The organism is Candidatus Reidiella endopervernicosa, from assembly GCF_013343005.1.
Lineage (GTDB): Bacteria > Pseudomonadota > Gammaproteobacteria.
Window position 1 is genome coordinate 2,325,057 of the sequence record NZ_CP054491.1, and the last position, 18,376, is coordinate 2,343,432.

Here is an 18,376-nt window from a genome sequence, read left to right on the forward strand (position 1 = left end):
CTAAGCACCCTCTTCCAGCAGAATTGCGGCGTAAGCCGCAATGCCTTCACCACGCCCTGCATAGCCCATTCGCTCCGTCGTGGTCGCCTTGACGTTGACACGTGTTACCTCAACCTTCAGGTCTCCAGCCAGGTTTTCACACATCTTATCGATATGCGGTGCCAGTTTAGGCTGCTGTGCAACGACGGTAATATCAGCATTTGAGATCGAATAGCGGCCCTTATCAAGCAGCTCCACAACCCGTCGCAGCAGGATGCGGCTATCGATACCGGCATAGTCACTGCTGTTATCGGGGAAGTGTTTACCAATATCACCGAGTCCCGCAGCGCCTAGCAGGGCATCGCAGAGCGCATGAATCAATACATCACCATCTGAATGGGCCTCAAGTCCTTTCTTATATGGAATCGTTACGCCACCCAATACCAGCGCTCTGCCCTCTGCCAGCAGATGTGCATCAAAACCAAAACCGACCTTCATTCTGCCTACTCCTGCTGTTGTAGATATAGTTCAGCCTGGGCAAGGTCGTACGGATGAGTAATCTTAATGTTATCGGCGTGGCCAACAACCATCTTAGGCATCCATCCCATACGCTCCATCGCACTGGCATCATCTGTTACCAACGCTCCAGCCTCTAACGCACTCTGCAGTGCATCAACGATTCTACCCAGCCTGAACATCTGCGGTGTCAGGGCACGCCACAACCCTTCCCGGCAGACAGTTTCGGTCACCCGCTGACGCTCATCGCTGCGTTTTACCGTATCACTCACAGGAACACCGAGCAGACCACCGACAGCGTCTTCGGACAACGAACCAATCAACAGGTCGATATCACTGTGTCGTAGACAGGGGCGAGCCGCATCATGAATCAGCACCCAATCCTCACTATCAGCAACAGTTATCAGATAATTGAGCGCTTTAAGCACGGAGTGGCAGCGTTCAGCCCCCCCGATCACAGTCGTTAGAGATTTGCCGTGGAACGACTTAGGATATGGGTAGTGATCGTCTTCGGCCGAGAGCGCCACCACCACACCTGTGATCATTGGGTGTGATGTCAGCCGATTGAGGGTGTGTTCAATAACAGGACAGTTGCCAAGTTTGAGGTACTGTTTTGGAATCTCTGAACCCATGCGGCTACCGACACCCGCAGCGGGCAGTACACCCCAATAGTTCACGCTTTTGTTAGTGGTTGCTGTCACGATTATCGAGGTCAGTCGCCTACCACCTGGTAGTAGGTTTCATCCTTTTTGATCATGCCCAGATCACTACGGGCACGCTCCTCAATGGCTGAAAGCCCCTGTTTGAGATCCTTCACTTCTGCCTCAAGTGCATCATTTCGCTCTCGAAGTAATCTATTCTTCTCCGCTTGAGCGGCGACCGACTTCTGTAGTCGACTCACCTCAGCAAAACTGCCATCTCCCACCCAGAGGCGGTATTGCAGTAGTAGCAGAATAAGAAGCAGTATCAGGATCACAATTCGCATATTGCCGCTTGTCAGCCACCCATTCCATTAGCGGTTGCAGATTACCCACAGCCACGGGTTGGGCTGCGGGTAGAAGCCGGGTTAGAACGAAAGTTTAAAGGCGTTGCGTCCGGCGTAGACTGCCCTGTCACCCAGCTCCTCTTCGATACGGATTAGCTGGTTATACTTGGCAACACGGTCAGAGCGTGACAACGAACCGGTCTTGATCTGCCCTGCATTGGTCGCAACCGAGAGGTCAGCGATAGTGGTATCTTCAGTCTCACCTGAACGGTGCGAAACCACGGCGGTATAGTCCGCCTTCTGCGCCATCTCAATCGCGGCCAGTGTCTCGGTCAGTGTGCCTATCTGATTAACCTTGATCAGGATAGAGTTACCGATGCTCTTTTCGATACCCTGTGCAAGGATCGAGGTGTTGGTTACAAAGAGATCATCACCGACTAGCTGTACACGCTTGCCGAGCTTCTCAGTCAGCAGCGCCCAACCTTCCCAGTCGTTCTCATCCATACCATCTTCAATGGTGATGATCGGATAACGATCGACCCAGTCAGCCAGGTAGTCGACAAACTCGGCCGAGGTGAACTTGCGACCTTCCGAAGCAAGATCGTAGACACCATCCTTGTAAAACTCACTGCTGGCCGCATCAAGTCCAAGGAAGATATCCTCACCTGCCTTGTAACCCGCCTTCTCAATTGCTTCGAGGATCACTTCAATCGCCGCTTCATTGGATGGCAGATTAGGGGCAAAACCACCCTCATCACCAACTGCGGTGTTCATATCCCGTGCAGCCAACACGCTCTTCAGCGCATGGAAAACCTCGGTGCCGTAACGAACGGCTTCACTCAGACTAGAGGCGCCTACGGGAACAATCATAAACTCCTGCAGATCTACACTATTATCCGCATGCGCGCCGCCGTTGATGATATTCATCATAGGTACTGGCATGGTCACTGCGGCATCACCACCGAGATAGCGATAGAGCGGCTGACCCGCTTCATTGGCAGCAGCGCGAGCGGCGGCCAGTGACACTGCCAGAATCGCATTGGCGCCAACACGGCCCTTATTATCAGTTCCATCGAGCGCAATCATCGCGTTATCAATTTCAGCCTGCGCAGCAATCTCTTTACCAATCAGTGCCGCCTTGATCTCTCCATTAACAAAATCGACCGCCTTGGTAACGCCCTTGCCGCCGTAGCGGGAGTTATCACCATCACGCAGTTCGACCGCTTCACGCTCTCCGGTTGAAGCACCGGAGGGGACAGCAGCGCGACCCACCACGCCAGAGCTTAGTGTGACATCAGCTTCAACGGTTGGATTACCGCGAGAGTCGATGATCTCGCGTGCGACGATGTTTTCAATCTTGGACATTACTGCTCCGTTAATAATTTTTACTAATAAAAAAGTCTGTTAAAGGTCGAGTTCAGCTAGGCCAGCCTGCTTAACCGTCTCATCGATCAGCTTCAGTGTCTCAAGCAGAGATGACATTCCGTCGAGAGGCCACGAATTTGGGCCGTCGCTGAGTGCCTTGTCAGGATTAGGGTGAGTCTCCATGAAGAGGCCCGAAATACCGGCGGCAACGGCCGCTCTGGCAAGTACGGGCACATGCTCACGCTGACCACCCGACGAGCTCCCCTGACCACCTGGAAGCTGTACAGAGTGGGTGGCATCAAATACAACCGGTGCACCGGTCTCACGCATCACCGCCAGACCACGCATGTCTGAAATCAGGTTGTTATAACCAAAGGAGGCACCACGTTCACAAGCCATAATCTGTTGGTTTCCGGTTGAGCGCGCCTTGTTGATGACGTGTTTCATATCCCAGGGAGCGAGGAACTGTCCCTTTTTGATATTGACCGGTTTACCCTGCTCGGCAACCGCCTTGATAAAGTTGGTCTGACGACAGAGGAAGGCCGGAGTCTGAATCACATCAACCACATCGGCCACTTCACCCAGTGGAGTATCCTCATGTACATCGGTAATCACCGGCACACCGATCTGGCGCTTCGCCTCTGCCAAGATTCGCAGACCCTCTTCAATACCGGGACCTCGAAAACTCTCATGAGAAGAGCGGTTCGCTTTATCGAATGAAGATTTATAGATGAAGGGGATACCGAGTTTCTCGGTGATCTCTTTGAGCGCTCCAGCCGTATCGATAGCGAGTTGTTCACTCTCGATTGCACAGGGGCCAGCAATCAAAAACAGTGGGTGCTCAAGCCCCACCTCAAATCCACAAAGCTCCATTACGCCTCCGCAGCCTGGGTGGCGTTATTGCAGTGTTCAACTGCCGCCTTTACAAAACCGGTAAAGAGCGGATGACCATCGCGCGGTGTTGAGGTGAACTCAGGGTGGAACTGACACGCCATAAACCAGGGGTGGTTCTCTATCTCGACCGTTTCCACCAGCTTTCCATCCATCGATCTACCGGAGAATTTGAGACCCGCCTTCTCAAGCGCATCAATATACCCGTTATTAAATTCGTAGCGATGACGATGACGTTCGGTAATCACATCCTCACCGTAGACATCACGCGCCAGGGTTCCGGCCGCAAGGCGACACTCTTGACCGCCGAGTCGCATCGTACCCCCCATATCGGAGGTCTCGGTGCGACGCTCAACCTCACCCTCAGAGGTGCTCCACTCGGTGATCAGCGCAATCACAGGATCGGCACAGCTCGGCTTGAATTCGGTACTGTGCGCATCACTGAGATTGGCGACATTACGTGCAAACTCAATCACAGCGACCTGCATGCCGAGACAGATGCCTAGATAGGGAACGCCACTTTCACGCGCATAACGGACCGCATCAATCTTACCCTCAACACCTCGTTCACCGAATCCACCTGGAACAAGGATCGCGTCCATCTCTTCGAGACATCCAGCACCACTCTTCTCGATCTCTTCAGAATCGATATATACGATATTGACCTTGGTGCGCGTATGAATACCTGCATGAATCAGAGACTCTGAGAGCGACTTGTAGGCCTCTGTGAGATCAACGTACTTGCCGACCATGCCGATGGTTACAGTCGATTCGGGATTGGCCTGAGCCTCTACCACTGCCTCCCAGTCTGAGAGATCGGCAGCGGGCACATCAATCCCAAACTGATCAACGACGATGTCATCAAGATGCTGCTCATGCAGCAAACCGGGAATCTTGTAGATGCTGTCGGTATCAACGGCAGAGATAACAGCACGCTCATTGACGTTGGTGAAGAGTGCGATTTTACGTCGTTCATCATCGGGAACGTCGGTCTCTGCTCGACAGAGCAGGATGTCGGGCTGGATACCAATCGAGCGCAGCTCTTTTACGGAGTGCTGGGTAGGTTTGGTCTTCAGCTCACCGGCGGTAGGAATATAGGGCAGTAAGGTGAGATGAATAAAGAGGGTTCGCTCACGACCCAGTTCAACACCCATCTGGCGAATAGCCTCAAGAAATGGCAGTGACTCGATATCACCCACGGTGCCGCCGATCTCGACCATGGCGATATCGGCACCATCGGCACCCGCTTCGATCTTACGTTTGATCTCGTCGGTGATGTGCGGAATAACCTGCACGGTACCGCCGAGGTAGTCACCGCGACGCTCCTTACGAATAACACTCTCGTATACGCGTCCGGTGGTGAAGTTATTACGCTGCGTCATGGTGGTACGAACAAAGCGCTCGTAGTGACCAAGATCAAGGTCGGTCTCAGCACCATCATCAGTTACAAAGACCTCACCATGTTGGAAAGGACTCATCGTGCCGGGATCGACATTGATGTAGGGATCGAGTTTAAGCAGCGTTACCTTGAGACCGCGAGCCTCGAGAATAGCGCCCAGAGAGGCGGAAGCGATGCCCTTCCCAAGGGAAGAAACAACACCGCCAGTAATGAAAATAAATCGTGTCATTAAGTGATGAAATTCTTGATTGTGTATGGCCCAACAGGAACCTGGAATTTGCGACACAAGGTAACAGAACGGCGCCTATTCCTCAATTAAAAAGGGCTGTTCCAGACGATTTTTCCACCCGATTCACCGACTTGGGCCTGGAATGGTTCACAGATCCAGCGATCGCCGATCGCTGCCAACTCATTATCGAGGTAGATCAACGGAATCCGCCCTCGCTGCCAGGGCGGTACGCCCAGCTCCTGCAGCAGCTGCTTGAGTTTTCTGTGATGAGCATGGCCTGAAATTTTGCAGTATTCACCTCCACGACGAAATGAGACGCTCAGCTCGCAGCGCTCAAGATGAGCAACTGCGACTCCCTCACCCGTCACCTTCTGAATCTGCAATGTACCTAGTGACTGCGGCAGTTCAATGACACTCTCTTGGTGCCAAACCAGTGACAGCGCTCTATCAGGTGCCTCTGCAAGCGGCTGCATTAGATAGAGACGTCCCTGATAGCGTCTGACCTCCGCACCACGCCACTTGACCAAGGGCATCGCATCCTCTTTCGCCGGTAGCAACTGCTGCATGATCGCATCCAGACGCCGGCTATCGGGTAACGGTAGATGGTGGCTGGCAACCCAGAATCGGATCAGATTCCGTTGTCGAGAGTCCGAGAGCCGATTGAGCTCACTGACAAGCAGCGTGTCGCGACGCTGAACTCCCTGCAGATCTAATTCAGCGAGTTGATCGAGAAGGTCTGATGCCTCGGCACAGTTGCTCGCAGATCGTGACACCGTTCTGGCAACCGCCGGCCAGCGACGCTGCAGCAAGGGCATGATCTCATGACGAAGATAGTTCCGATCGAAACCGGTATCACCGTTGCTTGGATCATCGATCCAGCTCAATTGATGTTTAGCGGCATACGCCTCTAGCTCTGCTCGTGAAAACTCAAGCAGCGGTCGAAACAGCTCTCCTCGACCAAAGGGAGTAGTAGTTGGCATCGAAGCAAGGCCCTTCGGCCCAGCGCCACGCATTAGCTGCAGCATCAGCGTCTCTGCCTGGTCCTCCTGATGGTGCGCAGTGAGCAGTAGATCTCCCGGCTCAATCAGTGATTCCAACGTTGCGTATCGGGCATTGCGAGCGGCCGCCTCTGGACTCTCGCCTTTTGAAGCGTGTGCCTCGACCTTGATTTCGTGATATTCAACACCGAGCGAACTGGCCATATCACGACACATTACACCCCATCCGGAAGATTCAGGCTGAAGCTGGTGATCGATATGCACGGCGCGTAGCGAGGACGCAGCCATTTCAGAGCTGCATTGCGACAAGAGATGAAGCAGAACAGAAGAGTCGATTCCGCCACTGAGTGCAATCCAGTAGCGGTGCGTGCCTGCTGTTTGCTTGAGGAAGTGTTGGAGTGCTGCCGGAGTGAGTTCCATGCGGCTGCCGTGACTACTCCTTGAAGACACCGTAACGCATCAAGTGGTCGTATCGATCACTGAGCAGATCGTCGGTCGACTTGTTTTCAATACGATCAAGGCTGGAGAGCAGCGCCTGTTTGAGACTATCAGCCATCGCATCGGTATCACGATGCGCGCCACCGAGTGGCTCACCGATAATCTGGTCAATCAGCCCAAGTTCTTTGAGTCGTTCCGAGGTTATACCCAGTGCTTCAGCAGCATCTGAGGCCTTCTCGGCGCTCTTCCAAAGGATTGAGGCACAACCCTCTGGAGAGATAACCGAATAGGTGCTGTACTGCAACATCATCACCCAGTCGCCCACACCGATAGCCAACGCACCGCCCGAGCCACCTTCACCGATAACCGTACAGATAATTGGCGTTTTCAGAGTCGACATTTCAAACAGATTACGAGCAATCGCCTCACTCTGACCACGCTCTTCAGCACCAACACCGGGGTAGGCACCGGGGGTGTCGATAAAGGTGCAGATCGGCATCTCAAATCGCTCTGCCATCTTCATCAGGCGAAGCGCCTTACGGTAGCCCTCGGGACGCGGCATGCCAAAATTACGATGCAACTTCTCTTTGGTATCACGTCCCTTTTGATGGCCAATCACCATCACCGGGCGTCCATCAAGACGAGCCACACCTCCAACTATTGCCGGGTCATCAGCAAAGGCACGATCGCCGTGCAACTCCTGGAAATCGGTGAAAATCTTTTCGATATAGTCGTGGGTATAGAGACGCTGCGGATGACGTGCCAGCTGGGATACCTGCCAAGCATCAAGCGAGCTAAAAATTCGGGCCGTCAGTGCCTGACTTTCGGACTGAAGCTGGGATATCTCCTTATCGATATCGATTTCGTTGTCTTCTCCAACGAAACGGAGCTCCTCAATCTTCGCCTCAAGTTCAGCGATAGGTTGTTCAAAATCTAGAAAATTCAAGTCCATAACGTCGCTTCTTAATTCTGTTCTGTAATATGCGCTGCGCTCAAGTTACCTGCTGCACCAATCAGATGCAAGCCAGTTCAGCCGTACTCAACCGTCACCGATTCGGTTCCGGCAACCTCACGCAGCCGATGCAGTAGATTATCGCTCGGATGGACACTCCACGCATCTCCCAGAGTCAGTGGACCACGGGCATCACTGCGCAGGTAGTCGATACAGACCTTACAGCGCCCTTCGGTAAAAGGACGCAGTGCAGCAGCGATCGAATCGACCACCCCCTCCCCCATTCGTGCCGAATCGAGGTGAATCATCAGATGTTTCGCGTGGCGCTCACGCGCCTGTTCAATATCGAACAGCTCTCGTGCCTTCATGCGAAAACCACCGGAGTAGTCGTCATAGCTAAGACCGCCTTCAACCACCAGCACTCGGTCTTTATTGAGGATATTACGATACTTCTGGTAGTCGTCATCAAAGAGCTGCACTTCGATTCTGGCGGTTCGATCATCAAGTGTGATGAAAGACATCTTGCCTCGGCGCGTGTTCATCATTCGGATACCGACAACCAGCCCCGCCAGCATGACAATTTTCTCACGCTGTCGACCACCGCCGCCCTGACCACCAGCGGGTGGCGTCATCTCATCACCGACAAACTTCTCGATTCGTCCACTGGTAAAGTGCTCTATTTCGGCCTCGTAACGTTCTATCGGGTGCCCAGTCAGATAGAGTCCCAAGGTCTCTTTCTCGCCCTGTAGCCGCTGCTCATCATCCCACTCAGGTAGTGTCACAAGGGTAACGGGGGCTGCACTATCCTCGTTGGTTCCACCGAATAGATCCGCCATGCCTGCGCTCTCATTATTAGCGTGCTGATCGGCCGCTTTAAGTGCATCAGGCAACTGCGCCATCAGTGAGGCACGATTCACCCCTTCAAAACAATCAAAGGCACCGGCACGAATTAGGGACTCCATGACGCGTTTGTTCGCTTTACGCAGATCGATACGACGGCAGAGATCGAATAGATCCTGATAGAGACCATTATCAAGACGTTCGGCAACGATCCCCTCAATAGCCGCCTCACCTACCCCCTTGATAGCGCCAAGACCATAGACGATGACGTTCTCATCGGTAACGGAGAAGGCGTGCTCTGAAAAATTAACGTTGGGTGGTGTTACTTCCAGCTCCATGGAGCGGCACTCTTCAATCAGCGTTACTACCTTATCTGTGTTATCCATATCAGCAGATAGCACCGCCGCCATAAAGGCTGCAGGATAGTAGGTCTTGAGCCAGATGGTCTGGTAGGAGACCAATGCATAGGCAGCCGAGTGCGATTTATTGAAACCGTAACCGGCGAACTTCTCTACCAGGTCGAAGATCTTCATCGCCAGCACTGAATCGACACCGTTTTGCTCTGCACCCTCGGCAAACACGGTACGCTGCTTGGCCATCTCTTCGGGCTTTTTCTTACCCATCGCACGGCGCAGCATGTCGGCACCGCCGAGGCTATACCCGGCCAGTACCTGAGCGATCTGCATGACCTGCTCCTGGTAGAGAATAACGCCGTAGGTTGGATCGAGAATTTGCTTTAGTGATTCGTGCTGATATTTCGCATCGGGATAGGAGACAGGTTCACGACCGTGTTTACGATCGATAAAGTTATCAACCATGCCCGACTGCAGTGGACCGGGGCGAAATAGCGCCACCAGCGCGATAATATCTTCAAAACAGTCGGGTTGAAGACGTTTGATAAGATCCTTCATACCACGTGATTCGAGCTGGAAAACGGCTGTGGTCTGACACGCCTTAAGGAGTTTAAAACTCTTCTCATCCTCAAGTGGAATCGCGCTGATATCGACCGGCTCCTCGCCATTCGCTACGCGCTTGCGATTAATCGTCTTCAGCGCCCAATCGATAATGGTCAGGGTACGCAGACCGAGAAAGTCGAACTTGACCAGCCCCACTGCCTCCACATCATCCTTGTCGAACTGGCTAACCAGATTACCGCCGCCCTCTTCACAGTAGAGCGGAGAGAAATCGGTCAGCTTGGAAGGGGCGATGACAACACCACCAGCATGTTTGCCGGCGTTTCTTGCACAACCCTCTAGCGCTCGCGCCAGATCGACCAGGGCACGCACCTCATCCTCATCCTGATAGGCGCGCTTGAACTCCTCTTCCTCAAGCGCCTTCTCCAGCGTCATACCGATCTCAAACGGAATCATCTTGGCGATGCGATCGACAAAACCGTAGGGGTGCCCGAGCACACGACCTACATCACGCACGACCGCCTTGGCCGCCATCGAACCGTAGGTAATGATCTGCGAGACCTTCTCACGGCCATAGTGTTCGGCTACATAGTCGATAACCCGATCGCGTCCCTCCATGCAGAAGTCGACATCGAAATCAGGCATCGAGACACGTTCGGGATTAAGGAATCGCTCGAACAGCAGGTCATATTCAAGCGGATCAAGATCGGTAATCGTCAGTGCATAGGCAACCAGTGAACCGGCACCCGAACCACGTCCCGGTCCGACCGGTACATCGTTCTCCTTCGCCCATCGAATAAAATCAGCAACGATCAGGAAGTAACCGGGGAAACCCATGCTATTGATAACGTCGAGTTCGATCTCAAGGCGCTCATCATAGGGTTTGCGAAGCTCTGCGAAGTCTGCAGACGCTTTATCGAAAATGCGCTCAAGACGCTGCTCAAGTCCCTGCCGTGACTCTTCTCGGAAGAACTCCGCCTCAGTCATGCCGGGGGGGATCGGGAAGTCGGGTAGAACCGGCGTACCCAGATTCAATTCGAGATTACAGCGTCGGGCTATTTCAACACTGTTGGCTATCGCCTCAGGAATATCGGAAAAAAGCTCCGCCATCTCCTCTGGTGAACGCAGATACTGCTGTTCTGAATGACGTTTGGGTCGTCGTTTGTCATCCAGAGTACGTCCATCGTGAATACAGACGCGTGCCTCGTGTGCTCCAAAGTCATTCTGCTTAAGAAAGTGGACATCGTTGGTGGCCACCACTGGCAGACGATGCTGCATCGCCAGCTCTACGGCGGCGTGCAGATAGCGCTCCTCATCGGCCCTTCCGGTTCGCTGCAGTTCGAGATAGTAGCTATCGGGAAAGAGTCGTTGCCAAGCCATCAGCAGTTCATTGGCTTGCGTTTGATTACCGGCTATCAGTGCTTGCCCAACATCTCCCTCTCGCCCACCGGAGAGTGCGATTAGTCCTGCGGTTGTCCCTTCGAACCAAGCTCTTTTCAGGATCGGGATACCACGCACCTGCCCTTCCGTATAGCTGCGCGATATCAGCTCTGAGAGATTAAGATACCCCTCACTATCCTTGCACAGCAGCACTAGTCGACTCGGCGCCCCGCTCTCTTCATCACCCTCAATCCAGACATCAGCACCAACGATTGGTTTGATACCAGCACCCAGAGCCGCACGATAGAACTTGACCATTGCAAATAGATTGCTCTGATCGGTGACCGCAACTGCCGCCATCCCTGCGGCTGCCACGGATTTAACCAACGGCTTGATGCGCACGATACCGTCGACAAGCGAGTATTCAGTATGGGTACGTAGATGGACAAAGGGGGGAGTCATGAGATGAAGTTTCCGGGATTACCCCGACTCTTTCAAGGCTTGACAGCACTCAATATGGATCTGATTTAAGACTCAAGCAGACGCCGTACCGGCGCATAGGAGCGACGGTGAATCGGAGTAATTCCTAGCTCCTCAAGTGCCTGTAGATGTTTCTTGCTGGGATAACCTTTGTGACCCGCCAACCCGTAACCGGGATAGATGCGATCCATCTCAACCATCTCGTGATCGCGGCTAACCTTGGCCAGTATCGAGGCAGCACTGATCGATGCAACTTTGCTGTCACCTTTAACAATCGACTCAGCACTACAGGGCAACAGTGTTGGACACTTATTTCCGTCAATCAAGGCGTGCTCGGGGAGTGGATCAAGTTGTTCAATAGCGCGACGCATTGCAAGCAGACTCGCCTGTAGAATATTGATCTCATCGATCTCTGCCACCTCGGCCCGCCCCAATGCCCAGGCAAGTGCCTTTTCACGTATCTCTTCGGCCAGTATCTCTCGGCGCTTTTCACTCAACTTCTTCGAGTCAGCCAACCCCTCAATGGGTTGTTCTGGATCGAGAATAACAGCCGCAGCCACCACAGGACCTGCGAGTGGACCACGCCCAACCTCATCGACACCTGCAACCAGCTTTGTGTCAGCCGCAAAGATCAGTTCTATCTGATCACTCATGAGTGCATTAACTCCAAAAGCGCATCGGCTGCACTCTCACTCGCATTGAGCCGCAGTGACTGATGAATCCGATTAAACTGCTGCGCAAGCTCACATTTTTTCCCGATCTCACTATCGAGCAGACGCAATAAGGCACCACCAAGGGAGTCAGGCGTCGCTGCATCCTGGATAAACTCTTCAACCAGTGGACTGTCGGCAAGCAGGTTGGGCAATGAAACATATTTACTTTTCAACATGCCAATCCCATAGAGCAGAAAATTAGTTAACTTGGCTAGGCGATAGGCGACCACCATCGGCCGATTGATCAACATCGCTTCCAATGAAGCGGTTCCAGAGGCGAGTAGTACCGCATCCGAAGCAGCCATTACCTGTGAGGCCTGCCCATCAAATAGTTCGATTTCGAGACCGGGAGCACGCTGTTTCAGCACAGTTTCAAAGTATGTTCGTATCTTCGTATTTGCCAGTGGCACCACAAACTTCAAACCCATTCGCTGTTTGTCACACCAGTTCGCCGTAGCGATAAAGAGTTCACTGAGTCGCGACACTTCACTCATACGGCTGCCCGGAAGCAGGGAAATTATGCTGGCCTCCGCTGGTAAACCAAGCCTCTCTCGCGCTTCGTGACGATCAACTTCAAGAGGTATCTGATCGGCTAGTGGATGACCAACAAAACGAACCGGTAACGAATGAGATTCGTAAAAGGCGCTCTCGAAGGGAAACAGCGTCAACATCAGATCAACAGAACGTGCAATCTTCCTTACTCGCCCTTGTCGCCATGCCCAGACGGATGGACTGACATAGTGCGCGGTCTTAATACCTCGCTCACGGAGTTTGCGTTCAAGAGTTAGATTGAAATCGGGTGCATCGATACCGATGAATAGATCAGGCGGATCAGCAATGAAGTACTTCACCAGATCAGCACGAATAGAGAGCAGTTCACGGAGACGACCAAACACCTCTGAGATACCCATTACCGAGAGGCGTTCCATCGGGTAGAGTGAGTTGCAACCCAGCGCCACCATCTTTGGACCACCAATACCTACAAATTCAACATTCGGTATTCGCTGTTGCAGCGCACACATCAAGGCGGCGCCGAGTGTATCACCCGATGCCTCTCCGACTACGACTCCAATACGTAACATCGCTGTGTGAAACTGATCAGCTTCTGTGATTAGCGGACGATGCCACGGGTCTGGCGCTGTAGGAACTCGATGAGAATATTCAGCTCACTACAGGCTGCAGACATCTCTTCGAGTACGCGTATCGCCTCACCAAGTCCCAGGCCGGAGCGGTAAAGGACCTTATAGGCCTTGCGCAGCGTCGACATCGCTTCAGCACTATAACCACGACGCTTGAGTCCCTCTGAGTTAAGACCGTGCGGATGTGCAGGGTTTCCGTTGACCATTACAAAGGGCGGCACATCTTTGGCAATCGCACTGCCCATCCCGCAAAAGGCGTGAGCACCGATTGAGCAGAACTGATGAACCAGTGTGAATCCGCCAAGTATTGAATAGTCATCGACGGTGACGTGTCCCGCCAGTGAGGTGCCGTTGGCAAAGATTGTATTATTTCCAACGATGCAGTCGTGCGCTATGTGTACATAGGCCATGACCCAATTGTCGTCACCAAGCTTGGTGAGATTACCGCCCTGGGTTGTCCCTCGACTGAAGGTGCAATATTCACGAATGACGTTGCGATCACCTATCTCCAGAAGGGTTGGCTCATCGGCATACTTCTTGTCCTGCGGGTCACCACCAAGTGAGGCAAACTGATAGATCTTGTTCTCAGCACCAATTCTTGTGGGCCCCTCGATCACTACATGAGGACCGATCGTGGTCCCATCACCGATCTCAACATCGGCACCAACTATCGAATAGGGTCCTACCGAAACATTACTGCCCAGCTTTGCATTTGGATCAATGATCGCTGCTTGGTGAATCAAGATTCAATTTCTCTCTCTGTACACATAATCTCAGCCGTCGCCACGACAGCATCGTCGACCTTTGCAACGGCATCAAACACCCAGATACCACGTTTAACCCGAAGCAGATTGACCGTCAGGATCAGTTGATCACCCGGTCCAACCGGTTTTTTAAAACGAGCCTTGTCGATACCAACAAAATAGTAGAGCGTATTACGCTCCTCCGGCTGCTCCTCTGTACGAAACGCTAGTAGCCCTGTTGCTTGAGCCATTGCCTCAAGGATGAGTACACCCGGCATAATCGGCTTTTGTGGAAAATGGCCCGGGAAAAAGGGTTCATTAACCGTCACATTTTTGAGCGCAGTCAGTGTTTCGCCCGGAACAATATTGAGCACGCGATCGATCAGCAAAAATGGGTAGCGGTGAGGAAGTAACTTCATCACCTCATTAATTTCTATAGTTTCCAAGACACCAATCCTTTTCTGTTGTTATCACGTGTTTAGTGGCTGAAACGAGCCATAATACCACGCTCAGCGATCTTCCAACGCCTTGATTTTACGCGCCATTGCATCGAGCTGCTTCATTCTAACGGCATTCTTTCGCCACTCCCCGCTCTCCTGCAGAGGTGATCCTGATGAGTAGCTACCCGGATGACGAATACTCTTGGTAACCACTGACATGCAGCTAATATGCACATCGTCGACGATCTCAATGTGACCAACTACCACTGCTGCACCGGCGATAGTGCAGCGCTTTCCAATTTTGGCCGATCCTGCGATACCGGTGCATGCAGCAATTGCGGTGTGCGCACCGATATGGGCGTTGTGAGCGACCTGAATCAGGTTATCGAGCTTCACTCCTTCTTCGATCACGGTATCTTCTAGCGCACCACGATCAACCGTGGTATTGGCTCCAATTTCAACGTCGTCGCCAACTGTTACCGAACCAATCTGCGGCACCTTCTCCCAGACGCCATTGTTGTTGGCGAGACCAAAACCATCACCACCAATAACAACTCCTGGGTGGAGTAGCACTCGTTCACCAATGCATACGCCATCACAGAGGGTGACATTTGCCACCAGCCTACTGGCTGCACCTACCACGACGCCCTTACTGATGACAGAACCCGGACCTATCTGCACACCCGCACCAATACTTGCCCCTCGATCGATAAAACAGTTGGCACCAATCGAGGCTGTCGGATCAATGGTTGCATCATCACTGACAGTGGCCGATGGATGACAGCCAGCAGACGCCTGTGGCTCAGGGTATAGAAGCTTTGCGATCTGTGCGTAGATGGCACGTGGATTATCAACCACCAACGCATCAACAGGCGAGGCATCGACCTCCTGGTATGAAATCACCACGGCCTCAGCCGTAGTATTCAGAAGCTCCTGTCGATAGCGACTGTTTGTAAAAAAAGAGAGTTGATTCGGCCCCGCGTTATTTAATGTTGCTATCGCGGAGATTGACCGGGAGGGATCGCCGCGGAGCTCGGCATTTGTCAGCTCCGCAAGCTCACCCAGTGTATATGACACGGCTACCGACCCTGCTACTGATTATTTACCGAACTCTGCCTTGAGGCGTTTCATCACCGCTTCAGTCAGATCGACACGAGTACTCGCGAAAATAACACCCTCGCCCATCACGATATCGAACTTCTGACTCTTCGCCTCTGCGGTGATTGCGTCATACACAGTTCGCTGTAGTTTTCTCAGCTCTTCATTACGACGAATATTGAAGTCCTCACGGAACTCCTCCTGGCTTCTCTTCAGATCGCGTTTCTGGTCACGGATAGAGCGTTCAAGGTCACGGCGCGCTGATTCGCTCATGATTGCTCCATCTTTGGATAGCATATCTTCATCTTTACTCAGCGCCTTCTTTCCGGAGACAAGCAGCTCATCGCGAGACTTGAACTCCTTAGCGAGCAGATCCCTTGCCGCCTTGGCGTGTGGGGTGGATTCAAGCAGTTTCGCCGTATTAACAAAACCAACCTTGTACTCCTGAGCCCAGGCGGTACCTGTGGTCGCTGCAAGCATCAGGAGTGAAACAAATAGTGCGGAGATCTTTTTCAAAGCAGAATCCTCGTTTTAATTCTAGAAGGTTGAGCCCAGTGTGAACTGGAATGACTCAGTCTCATCACTGCTCTTGTCGTTAAAGGGAAATGCGTAGCTGAAGCTCATGGGCCCAAGCGGTGAAAGCCAGGTAGCGGCAACACCCGCCGAGTAGCGTAGCTCTTCGGCATCAAAGTCCTGCACGGTACCGTAGACACTACCGATATCACCGAAGAGACTCATGCGGAAAGTATTGCTATCGAGTGCGAAGGGAAATGGGAAGATCAGCTCACCATTACCCACCAGTTTCAGATTGCCACCCAAGGGATTATTACTTGAGTCACGTGGACCGATGGTGTTGTCTCTGAAACCACGAATAGAACGTATACCACCCGCATAGTAGTTTCGGAAGAAGGGAAACTCTTCCGTTTCTCCATAACTCTCGCCATAGGCAACATTAGCCTTGATCGCCATGGTCAGGTGCTTGGCAATTGGGAAGTAACGGTTATGGCGATATGAGAGTGTGTAGTACTCAAGATCGAGTCCCGGAACAGTGATATCTGCATTCAAACTCTGCAGCCCTCCCTCCGTCGGGAAGACCACCTTATTACGGGTATCGTGTGCCCAACCCAGACGTAGCGAGACGTTATCGAAGACATCACCTTCATTGGCTAGGAAATCTGTAATCTCTGTTGAGGTGTAGGGCCCAGTATGTACGGCCAGGTTCTCATAGGAGAGGCCCAATGAGACGGTATCGTATTCATTGATTGGGATATCCATCGTGATACCGAGGCCCTTACTATCGGTCGTATAACTCGAAATGTTTGCCTCTTCCGCGTCGGTCTCTTTATAACTCGCATTCAGACCGAGACTCAGCCCGTCCATGGTGAAGTAGGGATCGAGGTAAGAGAGACTGTATACGGTGTTGACGTCACTGTTGTTGAAGGCGAGAGAAACCCGTTTGCCCTCACCCAGGAAATTATCCTGGGTAATACTGGCATTGAAAATTGCACCCTGAGTCTGTGAGTAGCCGACCGCCGCCATCAGATTACCCGAAGGTTTCTCATCAACTGAGAAGTTTACATCGACCTGATCCGCACTCCCCGGTACTGCGGGTGTTTCAACATTGACACGATCGAAGTAGTTGAGACGTTGTAGTCGAATACGTGAGCGGTTGACCTTCGAGGTTGAAATCCAGCCACCCTCTATCTGGCGCATCTCGCGACGTAACACCTCATCCTTGGTCTTGGTATTACCAATAAAGTTAATGCGTCGGACATAGACACGATTGCCGGGATCAACAAAGAAGGTCAATGCGACCTGTTTCTTCTCCTTGTCGATATCGGGAATGGTATTCACATTGGCAAAGGCGTAACCATCATCTCCAAGGCGGTCACTGATTGCGCTCGAGGCAGTGGTGGTCTTCTTCCGTGAAAAGGTCTCACCATTGTCGATCTTAACCAGAGGTAGAAGCTCCTCAGCTGGAACCACGAGATCACCCGCCATTTTCACACTACTGATTGTATAGACATCACCCTCGGTGAGATTGATGGTGACATAGATATCTTTCTTGTCGGGTGTAATGGAGACCTGAGTCGAGTTAATCACGAAATTGATATATCCGCGATTGAGGTAGAACGAGCGCAGCATCTCCAGATCGGCACTCAGCTTCTCACGAGAATACTGGTCTGATTTGGTATAAAAAGAGAACATCGTCGAGGTGCTGAGCTGGAATTCATCGAGCAGGTCACCATCATCAAACGCCTCATTGCCGATGATGTTGATCTCCTTGATACGTGCCGCACGCCCCTCGGAGACATCGATATTGATATCAACACGGTTGCGCTCCAACGGGGTCATGGTGGACTGAATCTTCACACCATACTTCCCGCGCGCAAAGTACATGCGCTGCAGCTCCTGCTCCACCTTGGCCAGCAGTGAGCGGTCAAACACACGACCTTCGGCCAGACCGACCTGCTTCAGGCCCTCGAGCAGCTGTTCGGTCTCGATATCCTTATTGCCACTGATATTGACGTCTGAGATCGCCGGGCGCTCCACCACGAAGACCACTAAAACGTCGCCCTCACGCTCAAGACGAACATCTTTGAAAAAACCGGTTTTAAACAGTGACCTGATTGAATCACTGGAGCTGGAGTCGTTAAGCTGGTCGCCGACCTTGACCGGCAGGTAGTTAAATACCGTGCCTGCCGAGATGCGCTGCAGTCCCTCTACCCTAATATCTTTGATCTCAAAGCTCTCTACCGCGAATACCTGGGTGGTTGGGAGCAGTAGAAGAAGCAGAAAACGCCTAAATATCGTCATTACCAAACCATTGTTGATTATTAGTTAAAAAGCTTCCAACCCTTGCCGATAAGCCCCTGT

Annotated in this window: 16 protein-coding genes; all 16 read right to left on the reverse strand. The window is 52.4% G+C overall.

What is annotated here, in order from left to right; translation table 11 throughout:
- Complete coding sequence (gene ispF / locus HUE57_RS12865; RefSeq protein ID WP_078482962.1) at positions 1-477, reverse strand: 2-C-methyl-D-erythritol 2,4-cyclodiphosphate synthase; 477 nt, start codon at positions 475-477, stop codon at positions 1-3.
- A gap of 5 nt (positions 478-482) precedes the next feature.
- Positions 483-1,196, reverse strand: a complete 714-nt coding sequence (ispD, locus tag HUE57_RS12870; RefSeq protein WP_078482961.1) for a 2-C-methyl-D-erythritol 4-phosphate cytidylyltransferase — start codon at positions 1,194-1,196, stop codon at positions 483-485.
- Between the two features lie 11 nt (positions 1,197-1,207).
- Positions 1,208-1,480, reverse strand: a complete 273-nt coding sequence (gene ftsB, locus HUE57_RS12875; RefSeq protein WP_078482960.1) for a cell division protein FtsB — start codon at positions 1,478-1,480, stop codon at positions 1,208-1,210.
- Positions 1,481-1,561: 81 nt separating this feature from the next.
- Complete coding sequence (eno, locus tag HUE57_RS12880; protein ID WP_078482959.1) at positions 1,562-2,845, reverse strand: phosphopyruvate hydratase; 1,284 nt, start codon at positions 2,843-2,845, stop codon at positions 1,562-1,564.
- Between the two features lie 39 nt (positions 2,846-2,884).
- Positions 2,885-3,718, reverse strand: a complete 834-nt coding sequence (kdsA, locus tag HUE57_RS12885; RefSeq protein WP_078482958.1) for a 3-deoxy-8-phosphooctulonate synthase — start codon at positions 3,716-3,718, stop codon at positions 2,885-2,887.
- Positions 3,718-5,364, reverse strand: a complete 1,647-nt coding sequence (locus HUE57_RS12890) for a CTP synthase (RefSeq protein WP_172840166.1) — start codon at positions 5,362-5,364, stop codon at positions 3,718-3,720. Before HUE57_RS12890 ends, kdsA begins: the two co-directional genes overlap by 1 nt.
- An 86-nt stretch (positions 5,365-5,450) precedes the next feature.
- Complete coding sequence (gene tilS, locus HUE57_RS12895) at positions 5,451-6,782, reverse strand: tRNA lysidine(34) synthetase TilS (protein WP_078482957.1); 1,332 nt, start codon at positions 6,780-6,782, stop codon at positions 5,451-5,453.
- 13 nt (positions 6,783-6,795) lie between these two features.
- Complete coding sequence (accA, locus tag HUE57_RS12900) at positions 6,796-7,752, reverse strand: acetyl-CoA carboxylase carboxyl transferase subunit alpha (protein WP_078482956.1); 957 nt, start codon at positions 7,750-7,752, stop codon at positions 6,796-6,798.
- Between the two features lie 77 nt (positions 7,753-7,829).
- Positions 7,830-11,348 (reverse strand): DNA polymerase III subunit alpha, encoded by a 3,519-nt coding sequence (gene dnaE, locus HUE57_RS12905; protein ID WP_078482955.1) that lies wholly within the window; start codon positions 11,346-11,348, stop codon positions 7,830-7,832.
- Positions 11,349-11,413: 65 nt separating this feature from the next.
- Positions 11,414-12,019, reverse strand: a complete 606-nt coding sequence (rnhB, locus tag HUE57_RS12910; protein WP_078482954.1) for a ribonuclease HII — start codon at positions 12,017-12,019, stop codon at positions 11,414-11,416.
- A complete protein-coding gene (gene lpxB / locus HUE57_RS12915) occupies positions 12,016-13,161 on the reverse strand; it encodes a lipid-A-disaccharide synthase (protein WP_078482953.1) in 1,146 nt (381 codons plus the stop codon). Before lpxB ends, rnhB begins: the two co-directional genes overlap by 4 nt.
- Positions 13,162-13,190: 29 nt before the next feature.
- Positions 13,191-13,961 carry an acyl-ACP--UDP-N-acetylglucosamine O-acyltransferase gene (lpxA, locus tag HUE57_RS12920; protein ID WP_078482952.1) on the reverse strand — a complete coding sequence of 257 codons (771 nt, stop codon included), beginning with the start codon at positions 13,959-13,961 and terminating at the stop codon, positions 13,191-13,193.
- A complete protein-coding gene (gene fabZ, locus HUE57_RS12925; RefSeq protein ID WP_078482951.1) occupies positions 13,958-14,407 on the reverse strand; it encodes a 3-hydroxyacyl-ACP dehydratase FabZ in 450 nt (149 codons plus the stop codon). Before fabZ ends, lpxA begins: the two co-directional genes overlap by 4 nt.
- A gap of 63 nt (positions 14,408-14,470) precedes the next feature.
- Positions 14,471-15,478 (reverse strand): UDP-3-O-(3-hydroxymyristoyl)glucosamine N-acyltransferase, encoded by a 1,008-nt coding sequence (gene lpxD, locus HUE57_RS12930; protein WP_078482950.1) that lies wholly within the window; start codon positions 15,476-15,478, stop codon positions 14,471-14,473.
- Between the two features lie 21 nt (positions 15,479-15,499).
- Positions 15,500-16,015: an OmpH/Skp family outer membrane protein gene (locus tag HUE57_RS12935; protein ID WP_078482949.1), complete on the reverse strand. Its 516-nt coding sequence runs from the start codon at positions 16,013-16,015 to the stop codon at positions 15,500-15,502.
- A 21-nt stretch (positions 16,016-16,036) separates the two neighbouring features.
- Complete coding sequence (bamA, locus tag HUE57_RS12940) at positions 16,037-18,316, reverse strand: outer membrane protein assembly factor BamA (protein ID WP_078482948.1); 2,280 nt, start codon at positions 18,314-18,316, stop codon at positions 16,037-16,039.
- Between the last annotated feature and the right edge of the window lie 60 nt (positions 18,317-18,376).

Excerpts from the sequence above, each read along its gene's own strand:
- eno (WP_078482959.1), bottom strand. The coding sequence starts at position 2,845 with ATGTCCAAGATTGAAAACATCGTCGCACGCGAGATCATCGACTCTCGC.
- HUE57_RS12890 (WP_172840166.1), bottom strand. The coding sequence starts at position 5,364 with ATGACACGATTTATTTTCATTACTGGCGGTGTTGTTTCTTCCCTTGGG.
- dnaE (WP_078482955.1), bottom strand. The coding sequence starts at position 11,348 with ATGACTCCCCCCTTTGTCCATCTACGTACCCATACTGAATACTCGCTT.
- ftsB (WP_078482960.1), bottom strand. The coding sequence starts at position 1,480 with ATGCGAATTGTGATCCTGATACTGCTTCTTATTCTGCTACTACTGCAA.
- tilS (WP_078482957.1), bottom strand. The coding sequence starts at position 6,782 with ATGGAACTCACTCCGGCAGCACTCCAACACTTCCTCAAGCAAACAGCA.
- kdsA (WP_078482958.1), bottom strand. The coding sequence starts at position 3,718 with ATGGAGCTTTGTGGATTTGAGGTGGGGCTTGAGCACCCACTGTTTTTG.
- bamA (WP_078482948.1), bottom strand. The coding sequence starts at position 18,316 with ATGACGATATTTAGGCGTTTTCTGCTTCTTCTACTGCTCCCAACCACC.
- ispF (WP_078482962.1), bottom strand. The coding sequence starts at position 477 with ATGAAGGTCGGTTTTGGTTTTGATGCACATCTGCTGGCAGAGGGCAGA.
- rnhB (WP_078482954.1), bottom strand. The coding sequence starts at position 12,019 with ATGAGTGATCAGATAGAACTGATCTTTGCGGCTGACACAAAGCTGGTT.
- lpxB (WP_078482953.1), bottom strand. The coding sequence starts at position 13,161 with ATGTTACGTATTGGAGTCGTAGTCGGAGAGGCATCGGGTGATACACTC.
- accA (WP_078482956.1), bottom strand. The coding sequence starts at position 7,752 with ATGGACTTGAATTTTCTAGATTTTGAACAACCTATCGCTGAACTTGAG.